The 26,512-nt window shown below is 43.8% G+C and carries 18 protein-coding genes; 7 read left to right on the top strand and 11 right to left on the bottom strand.

Going from position 1 to position 26,512, the window contains the following annotated elements; translation table 11 throughout:
• Window positions 1-375 precede the first annotated feature (375 nt).
• The 6 genes from I3249_RS09515 to I3249_RS09490 form a co-directional block, all read right to left on the bottom strand.
• Window positions 376-777 carry a DUF2798 domain-containing protein gene (locus tag I3249_RS09515; protein ID WP_269137238.1) on the bottom strand — a complete coding sequence of 134 codons (402 nt, stop codon included), beginning with the start codon at window positions 775-777 and terminating at the stop codon, window positions 376-378.
• A 144-nt stretch (window positions 778-921) separates the two neighbouring features.
• Complete coding sequence (locus I3249_RS09510) at window positions 922-1,716, bottom strand: siderophore-interacting protein (RefSeq protein WP_238069746.1); 795 nt, start codon at window positions 1,714-1,716, stop codon at window positions 922-924.
• Window positions 1,717-1,732: 16 nt separating this feature from the next.
• Window positions 1,733-2,176 (bottom strand): MarR family winged helix-turn-helix transcriptional regulator, encoded by a 444-nt coding sequence (locus I3249_RS09505; protein ID WP_238069745.1) that lies wholly within the window; start codon window positions 2,174-2,176, stop codon window positions 1,733-1,735.
• A 400-nt stretch (window positions 2,177-2,576) separates the two neighbouring features.
• Window positions 2,577-4,499, bottom strand: coding sequence for an RNA polymerase sigma factor RpoD (rpoD, locus tag I3249_RS09500; RefSeq protein ID WP_101204784.1), 1,923 nt, complete (start codon window positions 4,497-4,499; stop codon window positions 2,577-2,579).
• A 530-nt stretch (window positions 4,500-5,029) separates the two neighbouring features.
• Window positions 5,030-7,249 carry a CHC2 zinc finger domain-containing protein gene (locus I3249_RS09495; RefSeq protein WP_238069744.1) on the bottom strand — a complete coding sequence of 740 codons (2,220 nt, stop codon included), beginning with the start codon at window positions 7,247-7,249 and terminating at the stop codon, window positions 5,030-5,032.
• A 147-nt stretch (window positions 7,250-7,396) separates the two neighbouring features.
• The gene (locus I3249_RS09490; protein WP_057759574.1) at window positions 7,397-8,578 is read right to left on the bottom strand and encodes an outer membrane protein assembly factor BamD; all 1,182 of its coding nucleotides are present in this window, start codon (window positions 8,576-8,578) and stop codon (window positions 7,397-7,399) included.
• Window positions 8,579-9,450: 872 nt separating this feature from the next.
• On the opposite strand from I3249_RS09490, the gene I3249_RS09485 reads away from it, so the two are divergent.
• Entirely contained in the window at window positions 9,451-10,572 is a 1,122-nt protein-coding gene (locus tag I3249_RS09485; RefSeq protein ID WP_238069758.1) for an RluA family pseudouridine synthase, read from the top strand.
• Between the two features lie 40 nt (window positions 10,573-10,612).
• Window positions 10,613-11,491 carry a polyphenol oxidase family protein gene (locus tag I3249_RS09480; protein ID WP_238069743.1) on the top strand — a complete coding sequence of 293 codons (879 nt, stop codon included), beginning with the start codon at window positions 10,613-10,615 and terminating at the stop codon, window positions 11,489-11,491.
• 234 nt (window positions 11,492-11,725) lie between these two features.
• Here the strand turns inward: I3249_RS09480 and I3249_RS09475 are convergent, their stop codons facing one another.
• Entirely contained in the window at window positions 11,726-12,979 is a 1,254-nt protein-coding gene (locus I3249_RS09475) for a YeeE/YedE family protein (RefSeq protein ID WP_238069742.1), read from the bottom strand.
• Window positions 12,980-13,724: 745 nt separating this feature from the next.
• On the opposite strand from I3249_RS09475, the gene I3249_RS09470 reads away from it, so the two are divergent.
• From I3249_RS09470 to guaD, 5 genes are all read left to right on the top strand, one after another.
• The gene (locus tag I3249_RS09470; RefSeq protein ID WP_238069741.1) at window positions 13,725-14,333 is read left to right on the top strand and encodes a flavodoxin family protein; all 609 of its coding nucleotides are present in this window, start codon (window positions 13,725-13,727) and stop codon (window positions 14,331-14,333) included.
• A gap of 906 nt (window positions 14,334-15,239) precedes the next feature.
• The gene (locus I3249_RS09465; RefSeq protein ID WP_238069740.1) at window positions 15,240-16,958 is read left to right on the top strand and encodes an FAD binding domain-containing protein; all 1,719 of its coding nucleotides are present in this window, start codon (window positions 15,240-15,242) and stop codon (window positions 16,956-16,958) included.
• A gap of 92 nt (window positions 16,959-17,050) precedes the next feature.
• Window positions 17,051-19,624, top strand: a complete 2,574-nt coding sequence (gene xdhB, locus I3249_RS09460) for a xanthine dehydrogenase molybdopterin binding subunit (RefSeq protein WP_238069739.1) — start codon at window positions 17,051-17,053, stop codon at window positions 19,622-19,624.
• A complete protein-coding gene (locus I3249_RS09455; RefSeq protein ID WP_238069737.1) occupies window positions 19,617-20,588 on the top strand; it encodes an XdhC family protein in 972 nt (323 codons plus the stop codon). Before xdhB ends, I3249_RS09455 begins: the two co-directional genes overlap by 8 nt.
• Before the next feature lie 104 nt (window positions 20,589-20,692).
• Window positions 20,693-22,114, top strand: a complete 1,422-nt coding sequence (gene guaD / locus I3249_RS09450; RefSeq protein WP_238069735.1) for a guanine deaminase — start codon at window positions 20,693-20,695, stop codon at window positions 22,112-22,114.
• 92 nt (window positions 22,115-22,206) lie between these two features.
• Here guaD and I3249_RS09445 read toward each other — a convergent pair whose 3' ends face one another.
• The 4 genes from I3249_RS09445 to I3249_RS09430 all read right to left on the bottom strand — a co-directional run bounded on the left by I3249_RS09445 (window position 22,207) and on the right by I3249_RS09430 (window position 26,403).
• Entirely contained in the window at window positions 22,207-22,737 is a 531-nt protein-coding gene (locus tag I3249_RS09445) for an ureidoglycolate lyase (RefSeq protein ID WP_238069733.1), read from the bottom strand.
• Window positions 22,737-23,834 carry an allantoicase gene (gene alc / locus I3249_RS09440; protein WP_238069757.1) on the bottom strand — a complete coding sequence of 366 codons (1,098 nt, stop codon included), beginning with the start codon at window positions 23,832-23,834 and terminating at the stop codon, window positions 22,737-22,739. Before alc ends, I3249_RS09445 begins: the two co-directional genes overlap by 1 nt.
• A gap of 152 nt (window positions 23,835-23,986) precedes the next feature.
• Window positions 23,987-24,967, bottom strand: a complete 981-nt coding sequence (puuE, locus tag I3249_RS09435) for an allantoinase PuuE (RefSeq protein ID WP_238069731.1) — start codon at window positions 24,965-24,967, stop codon at window positions 23,987-23,989.
• A gap of 80 nt (window positions 24,968-25,047) precedes the next feature.
• Window positions 25,048-26,403 carry a urate hydroxylase PuuD gene (locus I3249_RS09430; protein ID WP_238069729.1) on the bottom strand — a complete coding sequence of 452 codons (1,356 nt, stop codon included), beginning with the start codon at window positions 26,401-26,403 and terminating at the stop codon, window positions 25,048-25,050.
• Window positions 26,404-26,512 lie beyond the last annotated feature (109 nt).

The raw sequence follows: 26,512 nt of genomic DNA, 5'->3' as shown, positions 1-26,512 counted from the left end.
GTGGTTTGATTATTATCGTCAAGCTGCGTAACTAAAATCTCCCAAGTTTAATTCTACGGGATTGACGGCAGGGGTCAGTACTGTCTAGTCATCGGAATATTGTCGAATAGTAATAATATATGACGGGTAAAAAAAGACTGTATCAAACCGTATTTAATACTAAACGTTGTTACGACTGACTTATTAAATACACGTTAGTTCTTTGCCAAACCAACAGTAAAATAGTATTAGAAAGCTTCTGACATGACAAGGGCGTGTTGAATATTCAACACGCCCTTGATGCTTTATGTTCTTAAATTTTATTAAGCTTTTTTATTAATTTAGTTAGCATCGCGGTAGAGTACCGAAAAACCTAATAAGCATAGTTGTGATATCTTAGCTTTTTAGAAATGCCTCAATTTTTGGTTTAATAGTCATAGAAACGATGACCATTAACGTCAATCCTACTGGTAATGCAACTAGAAACCCTTCTAACCAGCCATTCAAAAACGCCGTTTGATTAGCAAAACCGATCGTCTTTGAGGCAGTACTAAAGGCTAACATAGACTCCATTATGCAAGCCATCAACACACCTGTAATGAGATTGCGCTTGTACGCTTTGGTATTAGATAACTTATGATTAATAAATTTTGTGACCAGACCCATCAGTAAGAAGCCAATCGGCATGATCGCATACGCTGCAAGTAGCGCTCTAGACCAGTCTATAAAAAATGTATCGGAATATCCGACATTCATATAGGTCATCACACCTGTTAAGAGACCACCTATGACAGTCATTAAGGCAAGTATTAACAACACTTTGTAGAGCAACGGTGTTTTTTTAGTGCCATCATTCTTAGCGCCGCTGTTTTTATTACCATTAATGAGCAGGGTCTCTGTATTTGCCGGTATCGTTATTTTCCTATCATAAAGAGCGTTTAATTAGTCGGTGTTTTTCTCTGCCTGTCGATCGCTTACAGATTGGTCTTCTGCAACACCTGCTTTCCAGTAAGAAAAAGCATATAGCTCATCTTTAGACCACTGTTGCTCGACCTTTAGGTAATAACGAAGGGCTTTGACAGATGAGAATTCGCTAGCGATATAAGCAAAACGGCTCTGTTCTGCAGTTGGCAAATCGAGAGATTTTACTGTGTCGATTAATTGACTGCCTTGCGTTGGATCTGGGTTATGTAACCATGTCATGGTGATATTGGCTGCTGTCGACAACTCTTGCTCATCTTCTACACCGTGTACTTCGATGATGCATTGACCAGTCGCGCTGGCAGGCAAGGTTTCTAATATCGAGCCGAGCACTGGTATAGCCGTGGCATCGCCAATCAGTAGAAAATTATCTGCATCGGGACAAAGCGCTTTGGTTTTAGGCTTCATTAAGATACCAATCTCGTCACCAATCTCAGCATGAGTGGCCCAGCCTGAAGCGGGCGCCTCGTCACCATGAGCGACAAAATCAATCCAGATCTGTTGTTTTGCTACATCAGCGCCGCGATGAGTATAAGTGCGGACAACGAATGTAGTATTGTCATTTAGGTCAATTGGCTGAGCTTTATCGACAGGAATAAGTACTTTGTTATTTGCGCCAACTGTCATGGTCGCGATATTGGCAATAGTATCTGCTTGCCCTGTGAGGTATATACGGATGTAGTGCGGAGTAATCATTTGCTTGTGAGCAACGGTCATGATTTCGCGCACTGGTTTTTGATTTATTGTGTTATTCATACGGATCTGTCCTTACTTATTTATCGGTAGTCTTGCTGGTGCTAACGTTGTCTATCATGGTGCGACTGACACGGAAAAATAACGCAAGCTCTACGAGGCTTAAATCTTTTGTTAATTGCTGTCTTGACCATTCTTCTGCTGCATCAAGTTTTGTCATAACTTCTTCGCCTTTAGGAGTCAGCTGTAGTAATTGGCTGCGACCATCAAGCGGGTTGTCTGTCTTTAATATTAGCTCAGCCGCCAATAGGTCATTTAAGGCGCGGGTGATTTGCGCTTTGTCTCGCTGCATGTGTTTAGAGATAGATAGCGCAGTGCTATTTGGGTTATAACACACACCTTTTAAGGTTCTGATATTGGTCACGGACAACTCCACACCTTGCTGGCGAATGCCTTCTAGTAATAGATTGGTATAGGTATGCATCAATTGATGTAGTGTTTCGCTCAATGAATTATTAGACATAAAAACTCTTTGATATAGTTGATAGAAGCAACTATATAGAATAAGGTTGATAGTGTCAACTATAAAGTGGTTTTTGAAAGAGTGTGTCTATCTATAATTTGATAATTTTGAATAAGAGAAGATAGTAGAAGGTAAAGTAAATAGGGGTGTATATTGAACGAGGAGCTCTCGGATTAAAGGGATTTATGACTAGGAAACTTGGTAATTAAGGATCTTTATAATTAAACAGCTTTGCAATTAAAAAAATTGCAATTAATAAACACAGTGATTAATAAGCACATTGATTAATAAATTCTATAACTAAAAAAGCAGGCACAAAAAAAGCTGAGACATGCTCAGCTTTTCTATTTTTAGCAACGATCTGAAACCTATTAGCTAGGCTCAGTATTTCTCTGAGAGTCTAGTCATTTTCAAGGAAAGAGCGCAAGTGCTCAGAACGTGATGGATGACGCAATTTACGTAATGCTTTTGCCTCGATCTGACGAATACGCTCACGCGTTACATCGAACTGTTTACCGACTTCTTCTAGAGTATGATCGGTTGGCATATCGATACCGAAACGCATTTTTAGGACACGCGCTTCACGCTCAGTCAGGTTGCCGAGTACATCACGCGTCGCTTCTTGCAGACCAGCAGCAGTCGCATCATCGACAGGGCTTGAAATCGTACCATCTTCGATGAAATCACCTAGGTGCGAATCTTCATCATCACCGATAGGGGTTTCCATAGAGATAGGTTCTTTAGCAATCTTCAGCACTTTACGGACTTTAACTTCGTCCATCTCTAAGCGTTCGCCTAATTCCTCAGGTGTTGGCTCGCGCCCCATTTCTTGTAGCAATTGACGTGAGACACGGTTGATTTTGTTGATGGTCTCAATCATATGCACAGGAATACGAATGGTGCGCGCTTGGTCAGCAATAGAGCGGGTAATCGCCTGACGAATCCACCATGTGGCATAGGTCGAGAACTTATAACCACGGCGATATTCAAACTTATCAACGGCTTTCATCAGACCGATGTTACCTTCTTGGATAAGATCCAAGAACTGTAGACCACGATTGGTATATTTTTTGGCGATAGAGATAACCAGACGTAGGTTAGCTTCAACCATTTCTTTTTTCGCGCGGCGAGCTTTTGCTTCACCAACAGCCATGCGACGTGCCACATCTTTCATATCGTGGATTTTCATATCGAGCTGCTGCTCATAATCACGGATACGACGTTGTAATAAAATAACGTCATCAGTGACTTTTTCTAGCGTACCAGCAAATGCAGGCTTACCTTTGATACGTTCAATCAACCAATCAACGTTGGTTTCATTGCTAGGGAAGGTCTTACGGAACTCTTCACGCGGCATACGACCACGGCGAATCACCAAACGCATGATTTGACGCTCTTGCTTACGCACGTCATCATAGACGTCATGCATGATAGCCATGACTTGATCTGACAAGCGGTTGTTTAGCTTCAACATCATAAAGCGTTCAGCAAGTAGGGCATACGCGGTATCAGCCTGTACGCTACCACGGCCATAATCAAGCAATGCTTGCTTGGCTTTAATAAATAGATGCTCGATCTCTTCTAGGCGTAAACGAACTTCTTCTGGATCAAGACCGCTGGTTTCTTCTTCAGCTTCGTCTTCAACGTCATCTTCATCTTCGTCGTCATTATCAAGCGCGGCTGCTTTCGCATTGACCTTAGCTTTGATAACCGGTGGGTTTTCTTTTTCTTCTTTGATGCGTTCACGCTCTTCTTTCGCCGCTTCCTTTGCTTCTTGAGCTGCGATTTTGTCTTCTTCGGTTTCAGGGTCTAAGAAACCAGTGATGACGTCAGATAGCTTTTTTTCGCCGTCTTGGACTTTTTGATACTCGTCAAGGACAAACTGTACGGTACCAGGCCAGTAAGACATGGCATGCTGTACATCACGAATACCTTCTTCGATACGCTTAGCAATGGCAATCTCGCCTTCGCGAGTCAGTAGGTCAACCGTACCCATTTCACGCATATACATACGTACAGGGTCAGTGGTACGACCAGGCTCAGTTTCAACAGAGGCGAGTACTGCCGCTGCCTCATCTGCTGCCATATCATCATCACTTGAATCATCGTTCATCAAGATGTCATCGGCATCAGGAGCTGATTCAAAGATTTTGATACCGACATCGGTCAGCATTTGCACAATGTCTTCGATCTGATCGCTTTCGGTAATAGAGTCGGGCAGCTGGTCATTCACCTCAGCGTAGGTAAGATACCCTTGCTCTTTGCCCATTTGGATTAAGGTGGCCAGTTGAGATGTGGACTTAGAAACTGACTTATCGTTCATAAATACTCGCTTACTTGCATCGGACATTTTTATATTGTGACTCGCTATCGCTCGCTCTTTGCGTTGATCTTATCAATCGATTGATCAAAATATGGCGTAGAGGTTGTCAATAATATCAAAAATGAGTTGATATGAATAAAGGCTCAAAACACTACAATAACAATGCTGAAAAACAGCTAAAAATCAGAAAAGCTAAAAAGACTTCAATACAGTACCTAAAAAAATATAGTACTTAAAATTTAATACTCAAAAATAGTATCTAAAAGCTGATACGTAAAAATAATACCTAAAATTTGTGCTTAACGATGCATGCTCACAATCATTCACCAAGCAGTGCTGTCAATATACAGCGACACAGTTTAACACAGACCACAGTCGTCAAGCACGAGCTAGTGATAGCTACCGACCATTTTTTACTGATTATTTGCCATCAGCTAAATGATTTTGGAGCGACTCATGCTACTGGGCATAATCATTAGTAGTGGGGGCAGCTGCTAGACTTTTAAAGGGTCAACATTTGAAATTAAACATTAAGACTGCACAGTGACCATCTGTGCCGATTGCTCTGCCTGCTGTGCGCGTAGCCAATCATTCAATAATTGGGTTTGTTTACGGACGATCGCAAGCTTAATATGATCAGGGTTCTGTATCAGCTCTTGTATTTTTTTCTTCATATTGCGCTCAAGCAGCTGGCTGACTAGCTCTTCGATTAGGCCATCAAGCCCCAGAATATTACGTGCGGTTAGCGCTTTATAGAAGCCGCCCCAATTACGGCTGAGCATGTCTTGGGTCGCAGGCTTTACGTTCGATAAGATAAAATGCGCCGCTGCATTGACGTCTTTTGGTAGGTAATTAAGACAGCGCTTGATAGTGCTTACGATGTCTAGCAGGGCAGCATCTTGCAAGTCTTCCCAAGCAAGAGGACGCAGGGTGTCAGGTGATGCTTTTTGTTTGATATGAGCAGGTAGGTGTAAGCCATTAATCCCTGACTGTTGCCAAATCGACTCAATAGGGTCGTCGATTAACGCGCGCGGCTGAAACAAAAAGCAAAGCTGTAATTGCTGACTGATGGTCATATCACCATCAAAATCTAGCAGTGCATCTTTGGCCTCGACATTTTGACTGCGCCTGCCGCCAAGCTTTTGATAAACGTCATTGTTGAGCAAATAGCGAAAGCTACTGCCTTTGGGTAAAGCAGTCGTCAACGAGCGTACTTGAGACATGAGCTTGGCTTTGCCTTCAGCCAGACTCATGTCATAACGCTCACTCAAATACGCAAAAATATACTGTGATAGCGGCATGGCATTAGCGATTTGCTCACGCATGGCATCGCTGCCCTGACTCTTAATAAAAGTATCAGGATCATGATTGTTTGGCAGGGTTAAAAACCGCAGTTCTTTGTCATCGGCCAGTACAGGCAGGGCAACTTCAAGTGTACGCCAAGCCGCTTTTTGTCCTGCGCTATCTCCATCAAAGCTCAAAGTAAGCGTTGGATTGAGTGTCAGTAGACGTGATATTTGGCTTTCATTAATCGCTGTACCCATCGAGGCGATTGCCCCATAGATACCTGCTTGATAAAGGGCTATAACATCCATATAGCCCTCGACGACCAACCAACTGTCTGCGCGCTGCTGACGTGATTCATAATAGCCGTATAGTACATGCTGCTTATGAAAGACGGGCGAGTCTGAGGAGTTAATATATTTAGGTTTTACTTCGTCATCGAGCGCCCGACCACCAAAGCCAATGGTGCGGCCTTGATTATCACGAATTGGGAAGATGACTCGGTCGCGCAATAGATCGTAGTCGCGGCCAGACTCTGACTGACGTACCAATCCTAAAGCTTTTAGACCCTCAATATCCTGCGGAAATTGATGCTCAAGATGCTGCCAACCAAATGGTGCATAGCCAAGACCGAAGGTCTCAAAGATGTCTTCAGTGATACCGCGCGATAAAAAGTAGTGCTTGGCATGGGGATGCGTGGTTAGGTTGTGCTGATAGAATTGTTGGATTTGCTCTAGTAGCTCATATAGATTGCCATCTTTATCATCGTTTTGGCCAATGTCATGAGCGCCCTGCATACCAGCGCTAGTATCGGTATCTGTCAGCCATGCTGGCGGATAGCCACTGTCAGCTGAATGGTTTGGTGAATACGGCTCTGAGGAATAGGAGTCCATCGAATATGACGCTGAATCATACGCCTCTAACGGCGGGAAATTCTCATAGCCCTGATTGTCATCATAAATGGGCTGGTCGATGTAGTTTTGGTCACTTTGGACGACATTATTTTGATGACTGTCTTGATAAATGTCTTGACGATTATTTTGATGGTTGTCTTGATTTGTACCGTCTTGGCTTACTTTGCTATGTTCTACAGTTGGGCTAGGCACATTGTGCACAGGCGGCGGTGCAATAGGTTTGGGTGCGCGACGTTGATAACTAACGTTTTGCTGTTCTTCTTTTGGTACTTCAATGCCTGTTTGCTTTGATAGTTCATTGACCGCTTCAATAAATGTCAAATTTTCATAATCACGCAAAAAACTGATGGCATTGCCACCGACGCTACAGCCAAAGCAGTGATAGATGTTTTTTTGTGGATTGACATAAAAGGAAGGCGATTTTTCACCGTGAAAAGGGCAGCAGCCTTTATATTCACTACCAGCGCGTTTGAGCGTGGTGTGTTTGCCAATGATGCTGATCAGGTCAGCTTGGCTATTTAATTGTTCAAGAATATGGTTAGGAATGCTCATACAAAAAACAGTTTACCATAGGTCGATTATATTGGGGCAGAGGTAATAAGATACTGCTAGAAAAATAAGGCCAACATAATGTTGACCTTATTATCAATGAATACAGACTGTGTTAGTTAGGCTAAGCTAAGAAGAGACTTAACGTAATCAATTATTATCCATATCACTCACACTGTCGTCATTTAACGTAGTGCGACGTGTCGGATTGGTATTTAGTGGATCGACGTTGGCTTCTCGTGCAGTCGAGCCAGTACTTGATTGGCTGGTCACGCGCTCAGCTGATGCTTCAGGCAGACCTAAGCCTACGCTAATACCATTACGCGCAGCAGCATTATTGGCGACTGGAGTATTGGCAGGCGTCGTGTTTGTTCCTGCTAGTCTCAACTGGGCTGCATTACGAATCATTTGTGTCTTGGTGGCGCCGTTATACTCGCCAGATGCGACTGATTTATCAGTTGTGTTCGAACGACCAAGCTTGCCAAAGGTAATCTTATTGAGCCAAGTACGGTCACGTTTGGTGCTTAATTTCACACTACCGTTGCTGGTTAGCATCTCTGGGTAGTTGATCTGCAATAGCGTTTTGTACTCATTGGCCAAATCGGTTAGACCAAGTTTTTCATGGCTATAAGCTAATACTGCAAGAGCATCTGGCGTTGACTCACTCAGCGGGTAGTACTGGAATACCCATTTGGCACGGTTAACCGCTGCTACATAAGCTTCACGCTCGATATACCAATTGGCTGCGCTCATTTCGCTCTCAGCAAACTGATTGTAGATGAACGTCATACGTTGAGCGGCATCTGGTGCATACGGGCTGTTTGGATATTTATTGATAAGCTCTTGGAAGTTGGCAAAGGCAATACGCAAATACGCAGTATCACGCTCAGCTTGGTTCAGTTTAAAGAGCTTTAGGCTCTCAGATGAACCTTCCATATTGGCAACGCCGCGCACATAGTAGGCGTAGCTGACTTGTGGGTTAGACGGATACAGACGGATAAACTGCTCAGCACTTGCTGCCGCCATTTCATACTTGTCGCCTTCATATTGTGCATACATCATATCAAGCAAGGCTTGTTCAGCGTACTGTCCGGTTGGGTAGAATGTGCGCAGATTGGTCAGCTCTTCGATACCTTGGATATAGTGACCTTTGTCAATCTGATTGACGGCCTCGTTATAATATCCTTGCTCTGATTTTTCAGCTGTTTCTACTGCCTCACCATCTTTGGCGCCAGTTAGATTTTTGAAAGTCTGGCAACCCACTAGGTTGACGCTAAGCGCCAGTAGGGTTATTGAGGACAGTTTGATAAACGTATTGCCAACAGCTTGCATACTTCTTCTCCGACACAAGACGCATAATAGCAGCGGCGCTATCATGCTATATAAAAGGTTAGTGATAAAAAACGACGCTAAATAGTCAGCGATCCACCAGCAAAAATTTTTTATCGAATGCAGTTTTTGTTATGACGTATTGTACTGATAGATTGGGTCTGATACATAATGCTTGTATAGTAAGCCTGTGATAGACCACATGTATTTAGCCATAGTCAAACGGTTTAAATGGCAAACACGGTCAACAAACCCCAATGCTATTTTTAAACTGTATCTAAATACGGCATTCGCATACAGTGCCATAGCATACAGCAAAACATGGCTATACTTTATAGAATAACATTTGCTACGTCTATTTTTTCGCCATCTATATTGTATAGGCAGTTTAACATGAGCGGCTGTCACGAGCGATATCGAATGTCGCTCGCATGAGTAAATATACAGTAAATTACAGCAATGTCATGTTCTAGAGAGTTAAGCGAGGCATCTTACAGTCCAAAGGTATGCTCAAAAATTAACAGATAGCATGCAGCTTCTATAGGGCTTATGCGTGCGACATGATACACTAGAGCGGTATTGTCTTCGCTTTTTTGTACCTTGAAGGTGGTTATCTGCCATTTATAGGCAAAAAACGATAATCAAAAAACGACAATTTTCTATACTGCTATTTATAATACTATCTTCGAAGTCACCTCACACAACACTGTCAGGGACTTTGCCATGTATCAATGTATCAATCCGCTATGAATAATGATGCCATGACTACCAATTTATCACCGAATCAATCGCTAGATACTGATTCATCAGCACAAGAGTCACCAATGCCAAATGATGTTTTGAACAATAATGAGCTACCTAATAATCAACCAATGATGAATGAGCAAGTGCATGATGATGCGCTTGATAATGAAGAGATGCTCATCGATGATGGTAACGATCTGAACGATAGCGACATTGATGATAATGATATTGATGACAGCGACATGGACGGTGACGACGATGAAGCCCCAGTAGCGGGTCAAGCTGTACCAGTGATTGTAGATATGACGCATGTGGTCACAGAAGATCAAGCTGGTCTGCGTATTGATAAGGTCGCATCACAAGCGTTTTCAGACTTTTCGCGTGTGCAACTCCAGAACTGGATTACTGACGGCAGTCTGCTCTATAACGGCAGTGTTCAAAAACCGAAAGTCCGTGTCAAAGCAGATGACGTATTGCATTTATCAACGACGTTACAGCAGCATGGCGAAGACCAACCAGAAAACATAGATATCGATGTCGTCTATGAAGATGATGACGTATTAGTAATCAACAAACCTGTCGGTATGGTAGTTCACCCAGGCGCGGGTAATCAAAATGGCACTTTGGTCAATGCATTGCTATATCATTACCCTCAGCAGCATCATTTACCGCGTGCAGGTCTTGTGCACCGTATTGACAAAGACACCTCTGGATTGCTATTGATTGGCAAAACCAAACCTGCTCAGATGGCACTAATGGAACAACTAAAAGACAAGTCTGTTTATCGTCACTATAAGTGTGTGGTGGCAGGGGACCAAGCAAGTTTATCTCGTCATCGTCGTATCGATGCACCGATTGGTCGACATCGCAATCAGCGTACTAAAATGACGGTGATGACTGCTGGTCGCGAAGCAGTAACGCATCTGCTAAATGTCACACCATTGAACGAAAACTACTGTCTACTAGATGTGGGACTTGAGACTGGACGTACGCATCAAATTCGTGTGCATCTAAGTCATATTACTTATCCATTAGTCGGTGATCGTGTCTATGGTGGACGTCGTCAGTTGCGCTCTGGATTGACAGAGGCTCAGCGCCAAGCTATCAATAATTTCCCGCGCCAAGCATTGCATGCCTATACGTTAGGATTCGTGCATCCGACGACAGGTGAGGACATTGAAGTCACGACGCCACTACCTGAAGATATGCAAAAACTGATGGCCGTACTAAGCGATGGTTATTATGAAGAGTAAACGCTAACGTTTACTAGATGAGAGGTGAGAGCGAGCAGCCATGACGAACACGTTCCCGATGACAATGATTGCGCAAATTGATAATGTGGCCGTTTTTCAGACGGCTGCTTTTTTGCATGATGATATTGATGATTCTGCTGCTAAAAATCAGCGTACAGGGTTTGAGGGTCAGTCAAATTACGGCGCGCTGAATTTAGGTCTTCATGTCAATGATAATGCACTGCAAGTATTAGATAACCGCATGAATCTATTGGCTGCTATCAATGAGCAGCTGACAGGTAAGTCTGCACAAAACGAGCAGCATGCGGCTATTAATCGCTTACATTGGGTCAGTCAGGTTCATGGTAAACGTATTCATGATGTCGATGCTACTACGTTGAATATGGCGCCAATGTCTGCTGATGCGATGGTCAGTCAACAAAGTGGTCGCGGTCTGGCAATCATGACGGCGGACTGTGTGCCTATCGTATTATATCAGCCAACCAGTGGAAAAATCGCAGCGATTCATGCAGGCTGGCAAGGATTGGCCTGCGGTGTGATACAAGAAACTGTTAATCGCTTTACCGATTCAGGCCCTATACAAGCTTGGATAGGAGTGTGTATCAGTCAGGAAAACTATGAAGTAAATACAGACGTTTGCGATAAGCTATTGGCTGGGTGTATAGCCAATCAGACGTTGCCAGAGGCCCATATCGATAGCTTTGTGTCGCTATTTTCTATATCGTCTCATAATGACAAAATAAAGCTGGATTTACCGAAGCTTGCTGCCATGCAGTTAGAAGCTGCCGGTGCTATAGTTGTGAATGATTTACCTGTTGACTGTAGTTACGCAGATACTCACTATTACTCGTATCGCCGTCAGACTCATATGCAGCAACCTGCAACGGGTCGGATGGCACTGGTCATCGTTCGTCGTTAGCAGCTTTATAGTCAGCGAACTACTAAACCGCTACGGTGTTACCCTCCCTAGATGTACTATATGTACAATCTACGGTCGGCTGCCTTGTAGCTGTTTTAGATTTCTTTGACTATATAATAATGAATAGTAGAAACAAAGTGATAAACAATAAAAAAACAGCAGATTATTCTGCTGTTTTTTATTTGAATGCTACATTTGTATTAATACAAGGTCTGTATTGGTACAAAATCTGTATTAACAAACAGAGTCGCTAGATTTTGGTACTGATAAGCCAAATAAAGGACGTAAATACAGTGCCAAGAACGTACCTGCCATTGCCAGTATACCCCAGATATAACCATGTAAGCTAAAAGAGGCGATACCACCAAAGTAAGCGCCGATATTACAACCGAACGCGAGACGGGCGCCATATCCCATCATCAATCCGCCGATGACTGATGCTGCAAAGTTACCAGCAGTAATCTTAGTAAACTTAAACAAGCCACCCGCAGCAGAGGCGATAAACGCGCCAATGATAATGCCGATATTCAATACAGTGGTCGAATCTGCAAAGATAGAGGCCTCAAGCGCTGCTGCATTAGCACCTTGCCAATAGCCCCAGCTTGCCACATTCATGCCAAAGCCGCTTGCAATTTTAGAGCCCCATAATGTAAATGCCGAGGTAATGCCCCACGGTTGACCACGTGTAAGTAATGTCAGACCGTTAAGTAAAGCCAAAACGATTGCGGCAGCAAATAGCGGCCAAGAACCACGAAAGATTCGTTTCCAACCAGACTCAGAAGGTACGGGCGCCATCTTTGGTGCGTTTCTTTTTTTCTCAACGACTAACGTCACCCATGCGATAATGCCGAATATGGCCAGCGACACCAGCCATGCCCCTGTATAACCAAGACCTGTAGAGGTTGCCAAAGAGAAAGGCGCATAAGCGGGCATCTCTTCTGTCCAGAATGGCAAGTGATAAGCACCAATCGTGGCGCCCACTATGAAGAAAATAAAGGTGATGAACATAACAGAGCGTCCACCGCCTAACGCATAGAGCGTACCAGAGGCACAGCCGCCACCAAGTTGCATGCCGATACCAAATACAAATGAACCTACAACTAGACTGACCCCTAATGGCGCGACATAACCTGCGACAGGACCGCCAAATAGCGTCGTGCCATAAGCAAGGATTGGCGCAAATAGCGTGACAGCAACTGCCAACATCAGCATGTGTGAACGCATCGCCTGACCGTTACCCACTGACATCATACGTCTAAAAGCAGAGGTAAAACCAAAGCGAGCATGAAAAAGGGTATAGCCTAACAAAAGACCTATCCCAAGCAAGAGTGATTGAGAGATATGTTGAGTGGCCAATAGATACGCAAGCACCATCAATCCTACGATGCCACCACCCATAATCAAGGATTTTTGCGGTGCATTTAAGGCCAAATCATCTCTGACGATAGGATCTTTTGTGTCGTTTACAGGTTGAACGAGAGTAGTCAAGGTAATAGCTTCCTTATCCGATGATGTTATCAGATATTATTTTTATAAGAATTTATATGAGTATAGTTACGCAGGTTTGCAGAATTGGAAACTGTACGGCTGTTAATTCGATTGATTTGGTTAAGCAGTAAGAAGCGTTACATCATAATCCTATTGTCATTAATGTAAATACGGAGAGATTAGAAGAAATAGAATTAGTATATGATGATATGGAATAGATAAATCACTGTATATATTATTTGATATCAATAGTTGTCTATATTTCTGATAATTATAGATTTATTAGGTATCAGGAATTTTTTTTGTGTCACATTATCAGTTAACGCGACTTACCCATTTATACAAAATATATTAAAAGTATATGTGATCTGATTAGCCAGACTTTAATAAATAACTTAAAAACAAAAATACGTCTGATACAATGGGCTTGAATTCAATGAATGTCGTCGCATATATACTGGTATGTATACGCTGACGTATAGAGACTATGTAATTAAAGACAGTGCAGTTAAAGACTGTGCAATTAAAGACTATGCGGTTGCTCTATCGTCATTGATATTTCTGCCAGTTAAATTGACTCAAAGAAACGTTGCTTGATTCTGTTATATCGCCTGATAGTTGGAAAGTTTGAGCTATCGATAAGTACTTATCAGTGAAAGTGAAGTCACTAGCTATCGACTGTGGCTAAGTATCCAATATTTTATAAGTTTCATTATTCAACCAATTATTTATTATTAGAGTACGTATGAATACACCTGCTAACACCTCTACACCTACTGATAACGCGCCTAATGTCTCAATCGCTGTTATCTTCCATAGTAATTATGGTCATACCAAGCGTGTCGCTGAGGCGATAGTACAAGGTGCGCATCAGCAATTGCCAGAAGCGCAAGCCAAAGCTGTCGATGTTTATGATGTTGATTGGGATTATTTAGATCAGGCAGATTTGCTGGTTTTTGGCAGCGCAGTGTATATGGGTAGCGTGACGGCTGAGTTTAAGACATTTATGGATGAGACATCTAAGCGTTGGTATCATCGCAAATGGGAAGGTAAATGGGCAGCAGCGTTTGCCAATTCGGGTGGACTGAGCGGTGATAAACTTGCTGTATTGCAGCAGATTTCTCTATATGCGATGCAGCATGGTATGAACTGGATTGGTCTGCCATTGATGCCGACAGGTCATGAGGCTCACGACTTAAACCGTCTTTCTAGCTTTTTGGGTCTAATGACTCAGTCGCTTGATGGTCCACCTGAAGAGACGCCAGGTTCAGGAGATATTGATACTGCTATTTGGTTTGGTGATCATCTTGCCAAAACGATTATTAAGCATCAACCAGCTGATGCTAAGCTATAAAAACAGCTAGAACCGACAGAGCGATCGAATAAAAAAGCAGACATTATTGATGTCTGCTTTTTTTGTGCCAATTTTTATTGAGCAACAAGCTTAGTAGGGGCGGGCTTCACGGGGATAGGACTGTCAACGAATTGAAATGATTGACAACCTCCTAACAGCATCGTTGCTATTAGCAAATAGGTAAAGGCAAATGACTTCATAGTAATATCTCAAAAACGATTTTAGCCCAACGATATGTCACGATTACTTATCATTAGAAGTCACAACAGTGAAGAGTCAGGCTTATTTGCAGACATTATATATAAAAATCAGCTGCTGATAGCAGTTTAAAGGCGATATATGTATTCGGTACTGTTTTTACGCAGGCTATCTCGCTGTTTATAGTATGGCTTATCTAACGTTTCGTTTGATTTGTCATGTATAAAATTGAAGCTACTTATAAAAACAGCGTCTGGTATTGAGTAGCTAAGCAGTGAATAAAATCTACAAACCGTATAGATATTCCCTTAGATTTGAGTTATTCACCAATTATTTGCCAACTGTTCGATAGTATCTATAGGCATTTTAACGGGTTGTGTTATAAATAAGAATAGTGATAATATGTTGAAAGCTGACCAAATAGTCAAGTATCCTATAGTACGAGTTTTCTAACAAATTTGTTCGATGAATGCTCATATTTGCAACCAGCTTACTTGATATAAAAAAGTGCGTTGTGCTGATTTTTTTATCTCTTAAGAATGTGTTAGCAAACAAAACAGAGAATACTTTAAAAGTTATAAAACAGAATAACCGTACTTGAACGGTTGCAGCATGATGTAAACCAAGTGCTTACGTTCAGCATTTAAACCATCAAATTCTTTAAGCCTTATGCTTATCTTCATTATTTTATTTTAGCCGAGTCTTGCTATGATTAGTTTTTACTTAAATGGGAAACGCCATGAGCTAACCCAGCTTAACCCTAATACGACGGTGCTTGAGTATCTACGATTGCATGAAGGCCAAACGGATACGAAGGAAGGCTGTGGTAGTGGTGATTGCGGAGCCTGTACCGTAATGGTTCAGCGCCTGCCTAACGCTAGCCAGCCAACGCTTAATGATGAAAATAGCGACGAAAAAAATGCTACGCCACCGTTCTATACGATTAACTCCTGTATTACGCTAGTGTCGCTTATGAATGGTCATCATCTTATGACGGCTTCTTATTTGGCAGATAATCCTGAGCATCATCCAGAACGTGCTCTGCTGCATCCAGCGCAGCAAGCGATGGTTGAATGTCACGGGTCGCAGTGCGGTTTTTGCACGCCTGGGTTTGTGATGTCGCTGGCTTGTGTTTACGAAAACAATCGTATGCAGACAAGTCAAGAAGCAGCAAGTCAGAAGGATACCAAGCAATTAAGTTACGATGAAGTGGTTGCTTCAATATCTGGCAACCTATGTCGCTGTACAGGCTATCGACCGATTATCGAGGCAGGCCTATTGATGAGCGATATCGGTCAGCAGAGAGAGGCGGAGCAGTCAGCGGTGAAAGACTTGACGATCAGTCTAGCCACAGACGCGATGCGTAGTACAAAAGAATCAGCAGTATCTGGAAACGTGCCAGATAACGTCGAATTAAAGAATGAAGAGTCGCAAGCGATTGCACCTGTAATCAGTGATGCTGGGCGACAGTTATATATGCCCAAGTCACTAGATGAGCTTAATCAAGTATTAGCGGCCTATCCGCAGGCTACGATTTGGGCAGGCGGTACGGATTTGGGATTGAGTGTAACCCAGCATTTGGTTGATCACGAGGTCATTATCCAGCTTTCAGCTGTCGAGGCGTTAAAGTCATGGTCATTACTTGACACAAAGTCTGACTCAAGCAATGAAGGGTCAGATAACGAGCAAGCTCCTAGCCAAAAACTAGTACTTGGTGCTGGCATGAGCTATCAGCAGATGTTGCCTGTGCTTGAGCAGTACTTTCCAAGCTTTGCGCAAGTATTTGAGCGCATTGCTTCTCCGCAAATTCGTAATATGGGTACCATCGGCGGCAATATAGCCAACGCGTCGCCGATTGGTGATTTACCACCGATTTTATTGGCGTTAGATGCGTCAATTCATCTGCGTCATTGCGCGCCTAATTCTAAAGAGTCAGGTAACGATTTAGATAATAGCAATTCGGTTTATACGGATGAGATTATACCTTTATCAGAATTTTTCTTAGATTATAAAAAGACCAAACTGCAAGCAGGCAGTTACGTAGTCGCTATCCATATTCCTCTGATGCATGACAATCAGCACTTATTTATTCATAAAATTAGCAAACGTTATGAGGATGATATTTCAGCATGTCTATTGGCTGCGCGAATCGATGTATCAGCAGATGGCATGACGATAGAGAATGCAAAGCTTGGGCTTGGTGGCATGGCTGCCATACCATTGTTAGCCACAACCTGTCAGCAAGCGCTCATTGGGCAAGCGGCTGAAGTTGCGAGTTTTGAGCAAGCAGCACAAGTATTGTCTGCAGACGTTACACCTATGACTGATGTCAGAGCCAGCCGTGAATATCGCTCACATGTGGTACAGCGTCTACTGGTGAAGTGCGGCAAGCAATTGGTAGCAGGTAGACAGACCGAGGCCGCTTAACGAGCAGAGTTGTTTGCTAATACCACCTTATCGTTATATTTGCCAAGAACAAAAGAGCATTAATAAAAGCGTCCTAATAGAAGAGATCCGCCATGAGCCATCATTCGTCCTTATTTGACAGTTATAGTATCCGCCGCGTGCGTCCGCCAAAAAACAAAATTGGCACCTCGGCTAAGCATGATAGTGCGATTAGCCATGTCATGGGGACGGCGAATTATGTGGATGATATTGCAAAACCGCAAGGCACGCTACATCTGGCAGTAGGTAAAAGCAGCCACGCTCATGCACGTGTACTAAGTATGGATTTGAGCGCTGTTAGAGATGCGGATGGGGTGGTAGATGTCTTAAGTTTTAAAGATTTGCCTGCGCAGACCGATATCGGTGCGGTGTTCGACGGCGAGCCATTGATGGTGGATGACATCACAGAGTATGTGGGTCAGACGCTATTTGTGGTAGTGGCGAGCAGTCATCGCGCTGCCAAAAAAGCGGCTACCAAGGCAGTGGTGGAGTATGAGCCATTGCCAGCAGTACTTAGTATTGATAAAGCGTTAGAGCAAGAGTTTTTTGTGCGTCCGAGTCATTTTATGAAGCGTGGTGACGCGGCGACTGCACTTGAGAATTCACCGATTCGCATTGAAGGTCATATTCATATGCGCGGGCAAGAACACTTTTATCTCGAAGGCCAAGTGTCTTATGTCGTGCCTTGTGACGATGGCGGGCTAGAAGTGTATACGTCGTCACAGCATCCAAGCGAAGTACAGCAGCTGGTCGCCGAAGTGACAGATCTGCCATTTCATGCGGTAAACACAGTCGTGCGCCGTATGGGTGGCGGGTTTGGTGGTAAAGAAACGCAAGCCGCTGCATGGGCATGTCTGTGCGGTATCGTGGTTAAGCGTCATAACGTCCCTGTCAGTATGCGGTTAGATCGCCAAGATGATATGGTTGTGACAGGTAAGCGCCATGAGTTTGCCAACCGTTACGAAGTTGGTTTAGACGAGTCTGGTCGTATATTGGGCGTGGACATGCAACTGGCTGGTTTGTGTGGTTACGCGCCAGATTTGTCTGATGCTATTGTCGATAGAGCGATGTTCCATTGTGATAATGCTTATTATTATCCAGCTGCTCATGTAGCAGGTCATCGCTGTAAGACACATACGGTATCTAATACTGCCTATCGAGGATTTGGTGGTCCGCAAGGTCTGATGACTGCTGAGTATATGATGGACCATATTGCCTATACGCTAGGGCAAGATCCATTACAAGTGCGTTTGGCAAACTTATATCAAGATGGTCAAAGCACTCATTACGGTCAGACCATTGAGCATTTCGATTTGGCGACCATCATGACCAAGTTGGCAGACGATTGTGATTATGACAATCGTCGTCAGCAAATCCTAGAAGCCAATCAAAAAGCTGCCGCTGAAGGCAGTGATAAACGCTTAGGGCTTGCGTTGACGCCAGTAAAATTCGGTATTTCATTTACGGTGCAGACGCTTAATCAGGCAGGCGCATTGGTACATATTTATACCGATGGCAGTATCCATCTCAATCATGGTGGTACGGAGATGGGGCAGGGTTTATATATTAAAATCGCCCAAATTGTTGCCAATGAATTTGACGTTGATCTGGATACAGTTAAAGTATCAGCGACACGTACCGACAAAGTGCCTAACACTTCACCAACTGCCGCGTCATCAGGGACAGATATTAATGGTAAGGCAGCACAGAACGCTTGTCTAAGCATTAAAGCTCGCATACTTGAATTTGCTGCTGAGCATTTCGAAGTGGCGCAAGAAGACATACTCTTTGAAAAGAACCATGTCTATATTGGCGATAAAGAAACACTGACTTTTGCTGAGATGATTCAACTGTCGTACCAGAACCGTATCAGCTTGTCGTCTACTGGCTACTATAAAACGCCTAAGATATTTTATGATCGCTCTAAAGCATGGGGACGTCCGTTCTTCTACTTTGCTTTGGGTGCAGCTTGTGCTGAGGTTGAGATTGATACGTTGACAGGTGAGTACCAAGTACTACGCTGTGATGTGCTGCATGATGCAGGACAATCGATCAACCCTGCCATTGATATCGGTCAGATTGAAGGGGGTTTTGTGCAAGGTATGGGTTGGCTCACGGCAGAAGAGCTGATCTGGAATGATAAAGGTAAGCTGGCATCTGACAGTCCTGCCAATTATAAAATCCCAACCGCGCATGACTTGCCTAAGCAGTGGAATGTCAAATTGTACGATCGCAAAAACGAAGAACAAACGATTTATAACTCTAAAGCCGTTGGCGAGCCGCCGTTTATGTTGGCAGCCAGTGTTTGGTGTGCCCTCAATAATGCGGTCGCGAGCCTTGGTGATTATAAAAAGAATCCAGAGCTGACCATGCCTGCGACGCCAGAAGCGGTCTTAAAAGCAGTGATGCGCATGCAAGGCACGTCGTGGGATTTAACAACTAAAGCAGATACAGATACGGTTGATAGTTTAGTAAAAGGCGCAGAAGAAAACAGTGACTTTTACAATGAAAAAGCAATGCCACAAGACGTACGTCATGCCAAAGACATCGATCCAAAAGAAGTTAAAGGGAAACAAACTGATGACCAGCCTAATGCGATAGAGCATCCAAATGTAGCAGGGGCAAGAGGTCCTGCACACAGTGAATGAGTCGCTAGCACCGCCAGTCGTCTGGTATGAAGGTCTAGCGCGATATCAGCAGCGAGGTATTGCTCACGTGCTGGCGACGGTCGTAGCTGTGAATGGATCTGCTCCTCGAGCGCTACAGGCAAAGATGATCGTCACGCAAGATGGCATCGTAGACACATTGGGTGGCGGCGGCCTAGAGCACGACGTTATCAATACGGCACGGCAGCTATTGAATGGTGAAATAGCGGCAACGGTATCAAAAGAAGTAAAACCAAAAGTCGCTGAAACTGACAGTGAAAGCGTGTCAGTACCTTCTAAAGCAGTGCGCCGTGATGCTGTCTATACTAAGCACTACCCGCTAGGTGCAAAGTTGGCACAGTGTTGCGGCGGTAGCGTCACCGTTATGTTCGAATGCTTCAATGTAACGCCACCGATGTCAGTACTAGTGTTTGGAGCAGGGCATGTGGCATCATCGCTAATGACCATCCTATCTGAGCTACCTTGTCAGGTAGATTGGGTGGACAGTCGCCCAGAGATGTTTGAGCGTTACTTAGTGGATAAATCTAATACTAATCAATCACCACTGTATAACTTACCGGCACATATCCGACCGCATATCGATGATGAGCCTGTAGATTTTGTACGCCCATTTATCGAGCAGGGTGGTCAGCGTTTTATTCTGGTTATGACTCATGACCATAGTGTTGATTTCGAGTTAGTGCGGGCGGCATTAGATACTATTTCTGACATGAGCGCATCACGTGATAAATGCTCAGATACTTTGACACCTTACATAGGTTGCATTGCCTCGGCAACCAAAGCCAAGCGTTTTAGAGATCGTTTGATGCAGCGTGGCTACAGTAAGCAACTGGTCAATCAGTTGGTCATGCCAATTGGATTGCAAATTGGCGGAAAAGAGCCGATGGCGGTGGCGATTTCTATCGTGGCACAGCTCCTACAGAAGTATCATCAGGCTACTCTTTGAATGGCTCACTCCATATAACTTTTATACTGTTTATCAAATCATTAAAATGCTCAGTACTATTTATCAAACTGCTCAGGACTACCAAGCCATTGTGAGATCTACGAATGACCCTACATATTTATCAAGCTCATTTATTACATTATATTAGCGAAGATGACCTTGCTAAGCGTACGGCTTCTGAATCATCCGATACTAGAATCCCTGATTTTCTAGTAAACTTGACCGTTGATAAAGATACAACGTTGCTACCAGTGATTGAAGGTGTACAGGTTTATCCTGAATATATCGCCGATGGTGCGCTTGTCGTAGATGATATGATAGGGTGCATTGTAGAGTATGGTCGTAGTGAAACTATACTGTCAAAGTATGCAAATGAAGAGGGTAGGCTAGCAGTCAAGGTGCATGACTATCGCGATAAATTGATCATGCCAGGTTTTATCGATACTCATGTACATTATCCGCAAATAGATATGATTGCTGCTTATGGTGAGCAATTACTTGACTGGCTTAACAATTATACTTTCGTCACTGAGGCCAATTTTGGCGATCCAAAAGTAGCGCATGATACGGCGCAGTTCTTTTTAAATCAGTTGCTAGCCAATGGCACAACGAGCGCCATGGTATTTTCTACCAGTCACCCTGAATCAGTGAACGCATTTTTTACGGAAAGTCACAAGCTCAACACCCGCATGATCACGGGTAATGTCTTGATGGATCAAAATGCGCCTGATAATTTGTGTGTACCTGCTGAGCAGGGCATTCGAGATACCCAAAACATCATTGATAATTGGCATGAGCGCGGCCGCCAACATGTGGCGATTACCCCGCGCTTTGCTATTACTTCGACACCCAAGCAACTACAAATGGCAGGTGAGCTGTATTCCAGTTATGAGAGTGTTTATCTGCAGACGCATCTAGCAGAAAATCATGATGAGATAGCCTTTGTGAAACAACTGTATCCCACTCATAAAGGCTATCTCGATGTCTATGATGATATGGGATTACTGGGTCGACGCACTACCTTGGCACATGGTATTCACCTTGAAATATCTGAGTATGAGCGTCTGCGTGCGACTGGTACGCAGATATCACACTGTCCGACGTCCAATCTGTTTTTGGGTAGTGGATTGTTCGATTTACCCAAGACATTACGCTATACCGGTGTGAGTATCGCAACTGATGTTGGGGCAGGGACAAGTCTGTCGATGCTGACAACTTTGTCAGAAGCGTATAAGATCCAACAACTACAAAGCAATCAGCTATCCGCTCATCAAGGGCTATATCAAATTACGTTGGGTAATGCCCAGTCGCTATTATTGGACAATAAAATCGGTAACTTTATGCCAAATAAAGAAGCGGATTTTGTGGTCATCGATATGGGTGCAACGGAATTGCTTGAGCGACGTATGGCGCAGACCAAAACACTGGAAGAGCAGTTGTTTGTACTAATGATGCTAGGCGATGATAGAGTAATTGATCAGACAGTCGTCGCAGGCGTGAGTCGCTATCGTAAATCTACTGCTTAATAAATTAGCGAAAAATATGAATAACGAAAAAGCCCTGTTTATGTTAAACATAAACAGGGCTTTTATCAGATTGATTTGTGCTTAATGACAGCTTAGTTGCATTCATCTTTTAACTCAATAGACACATGCCACTCCGTGATATCAATCTCATGACAGTTATTACCCTCGCCATTGATACGATCAATAACTAAGAAATCACTGTCACGCCCAAGCGCGAGTAGAGGGTGATGCCAGACATTGGCATCATACTGTACGCCTTGATTAGATTTTGCATAAAACACGGCTAGATCATTAGCTGACTGCGGCGGCACGCCAGCTTTAGCAACCACGACGATATAGTCTTGGCCTTCCATAGATACAAATGCTTGTGTTCCAAGTGGATGGTATTCCATGACCGAAAGGGCAATCGGATTCTCACGCTTTTTGGCTCGAAAGATACTCATGCCAACTGCACCACCGTCTAGTTTACTTTCGGCAAGTGCATGATGACGAACCGCATAGCCATTATTGATCTCATAAGTATTATCAGCGGTTTGCTCATTATCACTATAGCGCTCGATGACCGAGCCATAGGGGGCAAAGTTTGCCTTAGTCAAAGGCTTAGCAATTAGAGTGACACTCATTATTCAGCCTCTTTGCTATCAATATCAGCACCAGTACCAGTATCAGCCTCAGAAATTTTGCCATACACGCGTACACGGCTGATACCACCATCTGGGAAAATATTAACCCGAATATGGGTAATGGGTTTATCAAGTTGAAGCTGATCTTTACTAAAAGTATGAACGTCGTCAGCATTGGTTTTTTGTGGTTCAAGCAGGGTTTCCCAAAACATACTCTGAGTCACTAAAGTTTGCTCTGGTGTATTCGGTGAGTAGACGGCTTGGATCGAGACTTTATCAGGGTAATTGCCTTTAAAATGGGCAGTATCTATCTCGATGGAATCAACGATACCTGCTTGACCTAGCGCAATGATGCACCAGTCATTGCCTGGCTCACGGCGACGGCGGGTCTCCCAACCATCACCCATGTTAGGCGCTTTAGTTGGTAGTAGTAAGTTACTAGCCGCACCAAAATGTGCATCGTTACTAGCAATCGCACGACCACCATTTAATGCGCCTGCCAAGTCAAGCATCTCGCCTTGTGTATTTAGGCTGGCATCAAGTTGAATATCACCATAGACACGTAGTCGGGCAATGCCACCATCTGGATAAATGTTTAAACGAATATGGGTCACCGTTGGCTCATGATCAATCTCGACAAGCTCATGATTGTGACCTTGCAATGGGGTCATACCTATTAGCGCCTGCCAGTTTTTACCATCCCAGTCTTCTTTGCTTAGACTAGTAAGTTCAGCTTCATCTTGCTGCAGCAGCTCGGGCGCGTACAAGGCATCGACACTGGCAGAAGATGGAAAGTTACCCGTAAAGTGACTGGTATCAATGTCAAGACCAGCAATTTTGGTTGGGCGAGCAAGCTGGATAACTAAATGGTCGTAACCCAAATAGCGCTTGCGACGTGTTTCCCAGCCGTCCATCCATTTACCATTATTATCGAATTTACCCACAACAAAAATAGGCGCATCAGGATTTAGAATACGGCTTTTATCCGCAAAAAAATCATCGGTAGCGAATAGTGATTTTGCGCCCAAGCGACTGTCAGCGACGTTTGATTTTTTGGTAAACGCTGGCAGGGTATCAGGTAGATTGTTTGCGGAGATAATTTGTCCAACTTCTGAAGTATTTTGACTCACAATGATTCCTTTTTTAATAATGGTGTTTATTAATAACGTATGGCTTATTTTATATATTAATCTATGCCAATTCGCACTCGCTCAGCTAAGCAGAACGAGTACTAGGACGATAGCCTAGCTTACATCCAGTTGGAAGTATTGTCTGACGTGGCAGGATGGTTTTCGTACCAGTGCTTGGCGATATCATCACGGCGGCATATCCATACGTCGGGCTTATTGGTGATATATTGCAAAAACTGCTTTAGTGCTTTGATGCGTCCTGCACGCCCAATAATGCGGCAATGCAAGCCAATGGTCAGCATTTTAGGGGTATGTGCGCCTTCTTCGTATAAGGTATCAAAGCTGTCTTTTAGATATTGATAAAATGGTTCGGCATGAGTGAATCCTGGGCTAGAAGAAAAACGCATGTCATTGGTCTCGAGGCTATAAGGGATGACCAAATGTGGTTTACGCGTGATCAGATTGCCATCTTGGACCTTTACATTGAGCCAATACGGTAACTCATCACCGTACGAGTCAGAGTCATAGGTATAGCCGCCTTGCTCGGCGACCAGTTCACGAGTATTTGGACTATCGCGTCCTGTATACCAGCCGAGAGGTTGTCCGCCTAGCATACGTTTAAATATCTGGGTGGCGCAGCGAATGTGTTCACGCTCCGTCTCACGGTACATATCCTGATAAGTAATCCAACGTAGACCATGACTGGCAATTTCATGACCATCTTCTAATACACGCTCGATGATATGCGGGGTCTTTTCAGCAGCGGCAGCACAGGTAAACGTGGTGATTGGCACGCCGTACTCTTTGAATACATCTAATACACGCCATACACCGACACGGCTACCGTATTCGAATGCAGATTCAATAGACTGGTGACGGTTGTTAAATTCTGGTGTGCCTAAGATATCAGACAAGAAACGCTCTGATTGCCCATCGCCATGGATGACGCTATTTTCTGCACCTTCTTCGATGTTTAATACAAATTGTACGGCGATTTTTGCGCCACCTGGCCAGTTCGCTTTTGGTGGGTTGCCAGCATAGCCTTTTAGGTCGCGGGGATACGTACTGATATCAAAGTCACTGGTAATTTTTTTGCTCATTATCTATATTCCTATATCGCTAGAGCCTTAGATATTTATTTAAATATTGCTTGTAAAGGACAGTTATTTTTTATCAAAAATTAAAGTGATGATGCATAGGCCACGAGCTGTTGGCGCTCCGCATCCGTCAGCTGAGTAATATTACCAAGCGGCATATAGCCAGTCTGTACCGCAGTGACGATTTTCGCTTTATGAATTTTTAAGTCTTCTGGTGTTTGCAAAATGATTCCTGCTGGCGGCGCGGCAAAGCCTTGCTGTGTCGGTTGTACCGCATGACAGGTGCTACAGCGCGTATGCACGACATCCATCATGGCGTCATCTGCTGACGCGCTCACTGGTACGGCTTCAGCAATAGCGGCATCATTGTTAACGCTATTAGTAGCATTACTATTAGAATTGGTATTAGCGTTAGCAACAGCATCAGTGCTTGAGTTAGTAGTCGCGCTTGTAGCTGGCGGCGTGCTATCAGTTGTCGTAGGTGCTACTGAAGTAGTAGCAGGCATTGCTGGCGCTGGCTCAATCGGCTCAGGTCGCATCCAGATAATTAATAATACAGTTAATACGGCTGGAATGACCAAGTAGCGCGGTTTTTTATGACCCAAATGCTTTTGGTTAAAGTAATGACGTGCCGTTGCAGTGATAACGCCAACAAACACCAAGACCAACCAACCTTTTTCATGAGCATACATCATCGGATAGTGGTTGCTAATCATGGTAAAGATGAGCGGCAGGGTAAAGTAGTTATTCATCAGTGAGCGGTTTTTGGCTTGCAGTGCCAATTCAGCGACTTCTTTGCCCGGTTTTTCGCCGCGCCGCACACAGTCAACGAGCGCACGCTGAGCCGGCATGATACCGAAGAATACGTTACCTACCATCACCGTGCCCAAGATGGCACCGATATGAATAAACGAAGCGCGATCACTAAACAGCTGATAAGAGCCCCAGCTCGCGATGACCAGCAAGATAAAAATCAAGGTACTAAAGATAAACGCGTTTTTACCCAAATGACTGCGTACGATCACTTCATAAATGAAGTAACTGCCAAATAAGAAAAGCAAGCTGGTGGCAATGGCACCGATACTAGTAAACGGCACTTTGCTTGGGTCAATTAGGTAGGCAGTTGCATTGGCATAATAGACAATAGACATCATCGCCGCACCCGTTAGCCAAGTGGTATAAGCTTCCCACTTAAACCAATGTAGCGTCTTTGGCATCTCCTCTGGTTCGAGTTTGTATTTGGCAATTTCATAAAACCCGCCGCCATGGACAGCCCAAAGATCACCTGAAATGCCTTTGTCTGTTTTCCACTGTGGCGGTTTGCGTAGGCTTAGATCTAGCCACACAAAATAAAACGATGCACCAATCCATGCTACCCCAGCGATAACATGAAACCAGCGGAAAAATAAACTCAACCATTCGAGAAGATAGGCGCCCATGTAATAAATGTCCTTTAATATGACAGTGTCTTAATAAAATGTCTTGGTAATTTCTTTTGATAGTATTTCTTGCAAGCTAAAAACAAAGCAGAGAGCTAAACAGCACCAA

It is taken from the genome of Psychrobacter sp. Ps1 (assembly GCF_022129425.1).
Taxonomy (GTDB): domain Bacteria; phylum Pseudomonadota; class Gammaproteobacteria; order Pseudomonadales; family Moraxellaceae; genus Psychrobacter.
The sequence above is the reverse complement of the archived record's forward strand: the minus strand, read 5'-3'. Positions and strand labels throughout refer to the sequence as shown.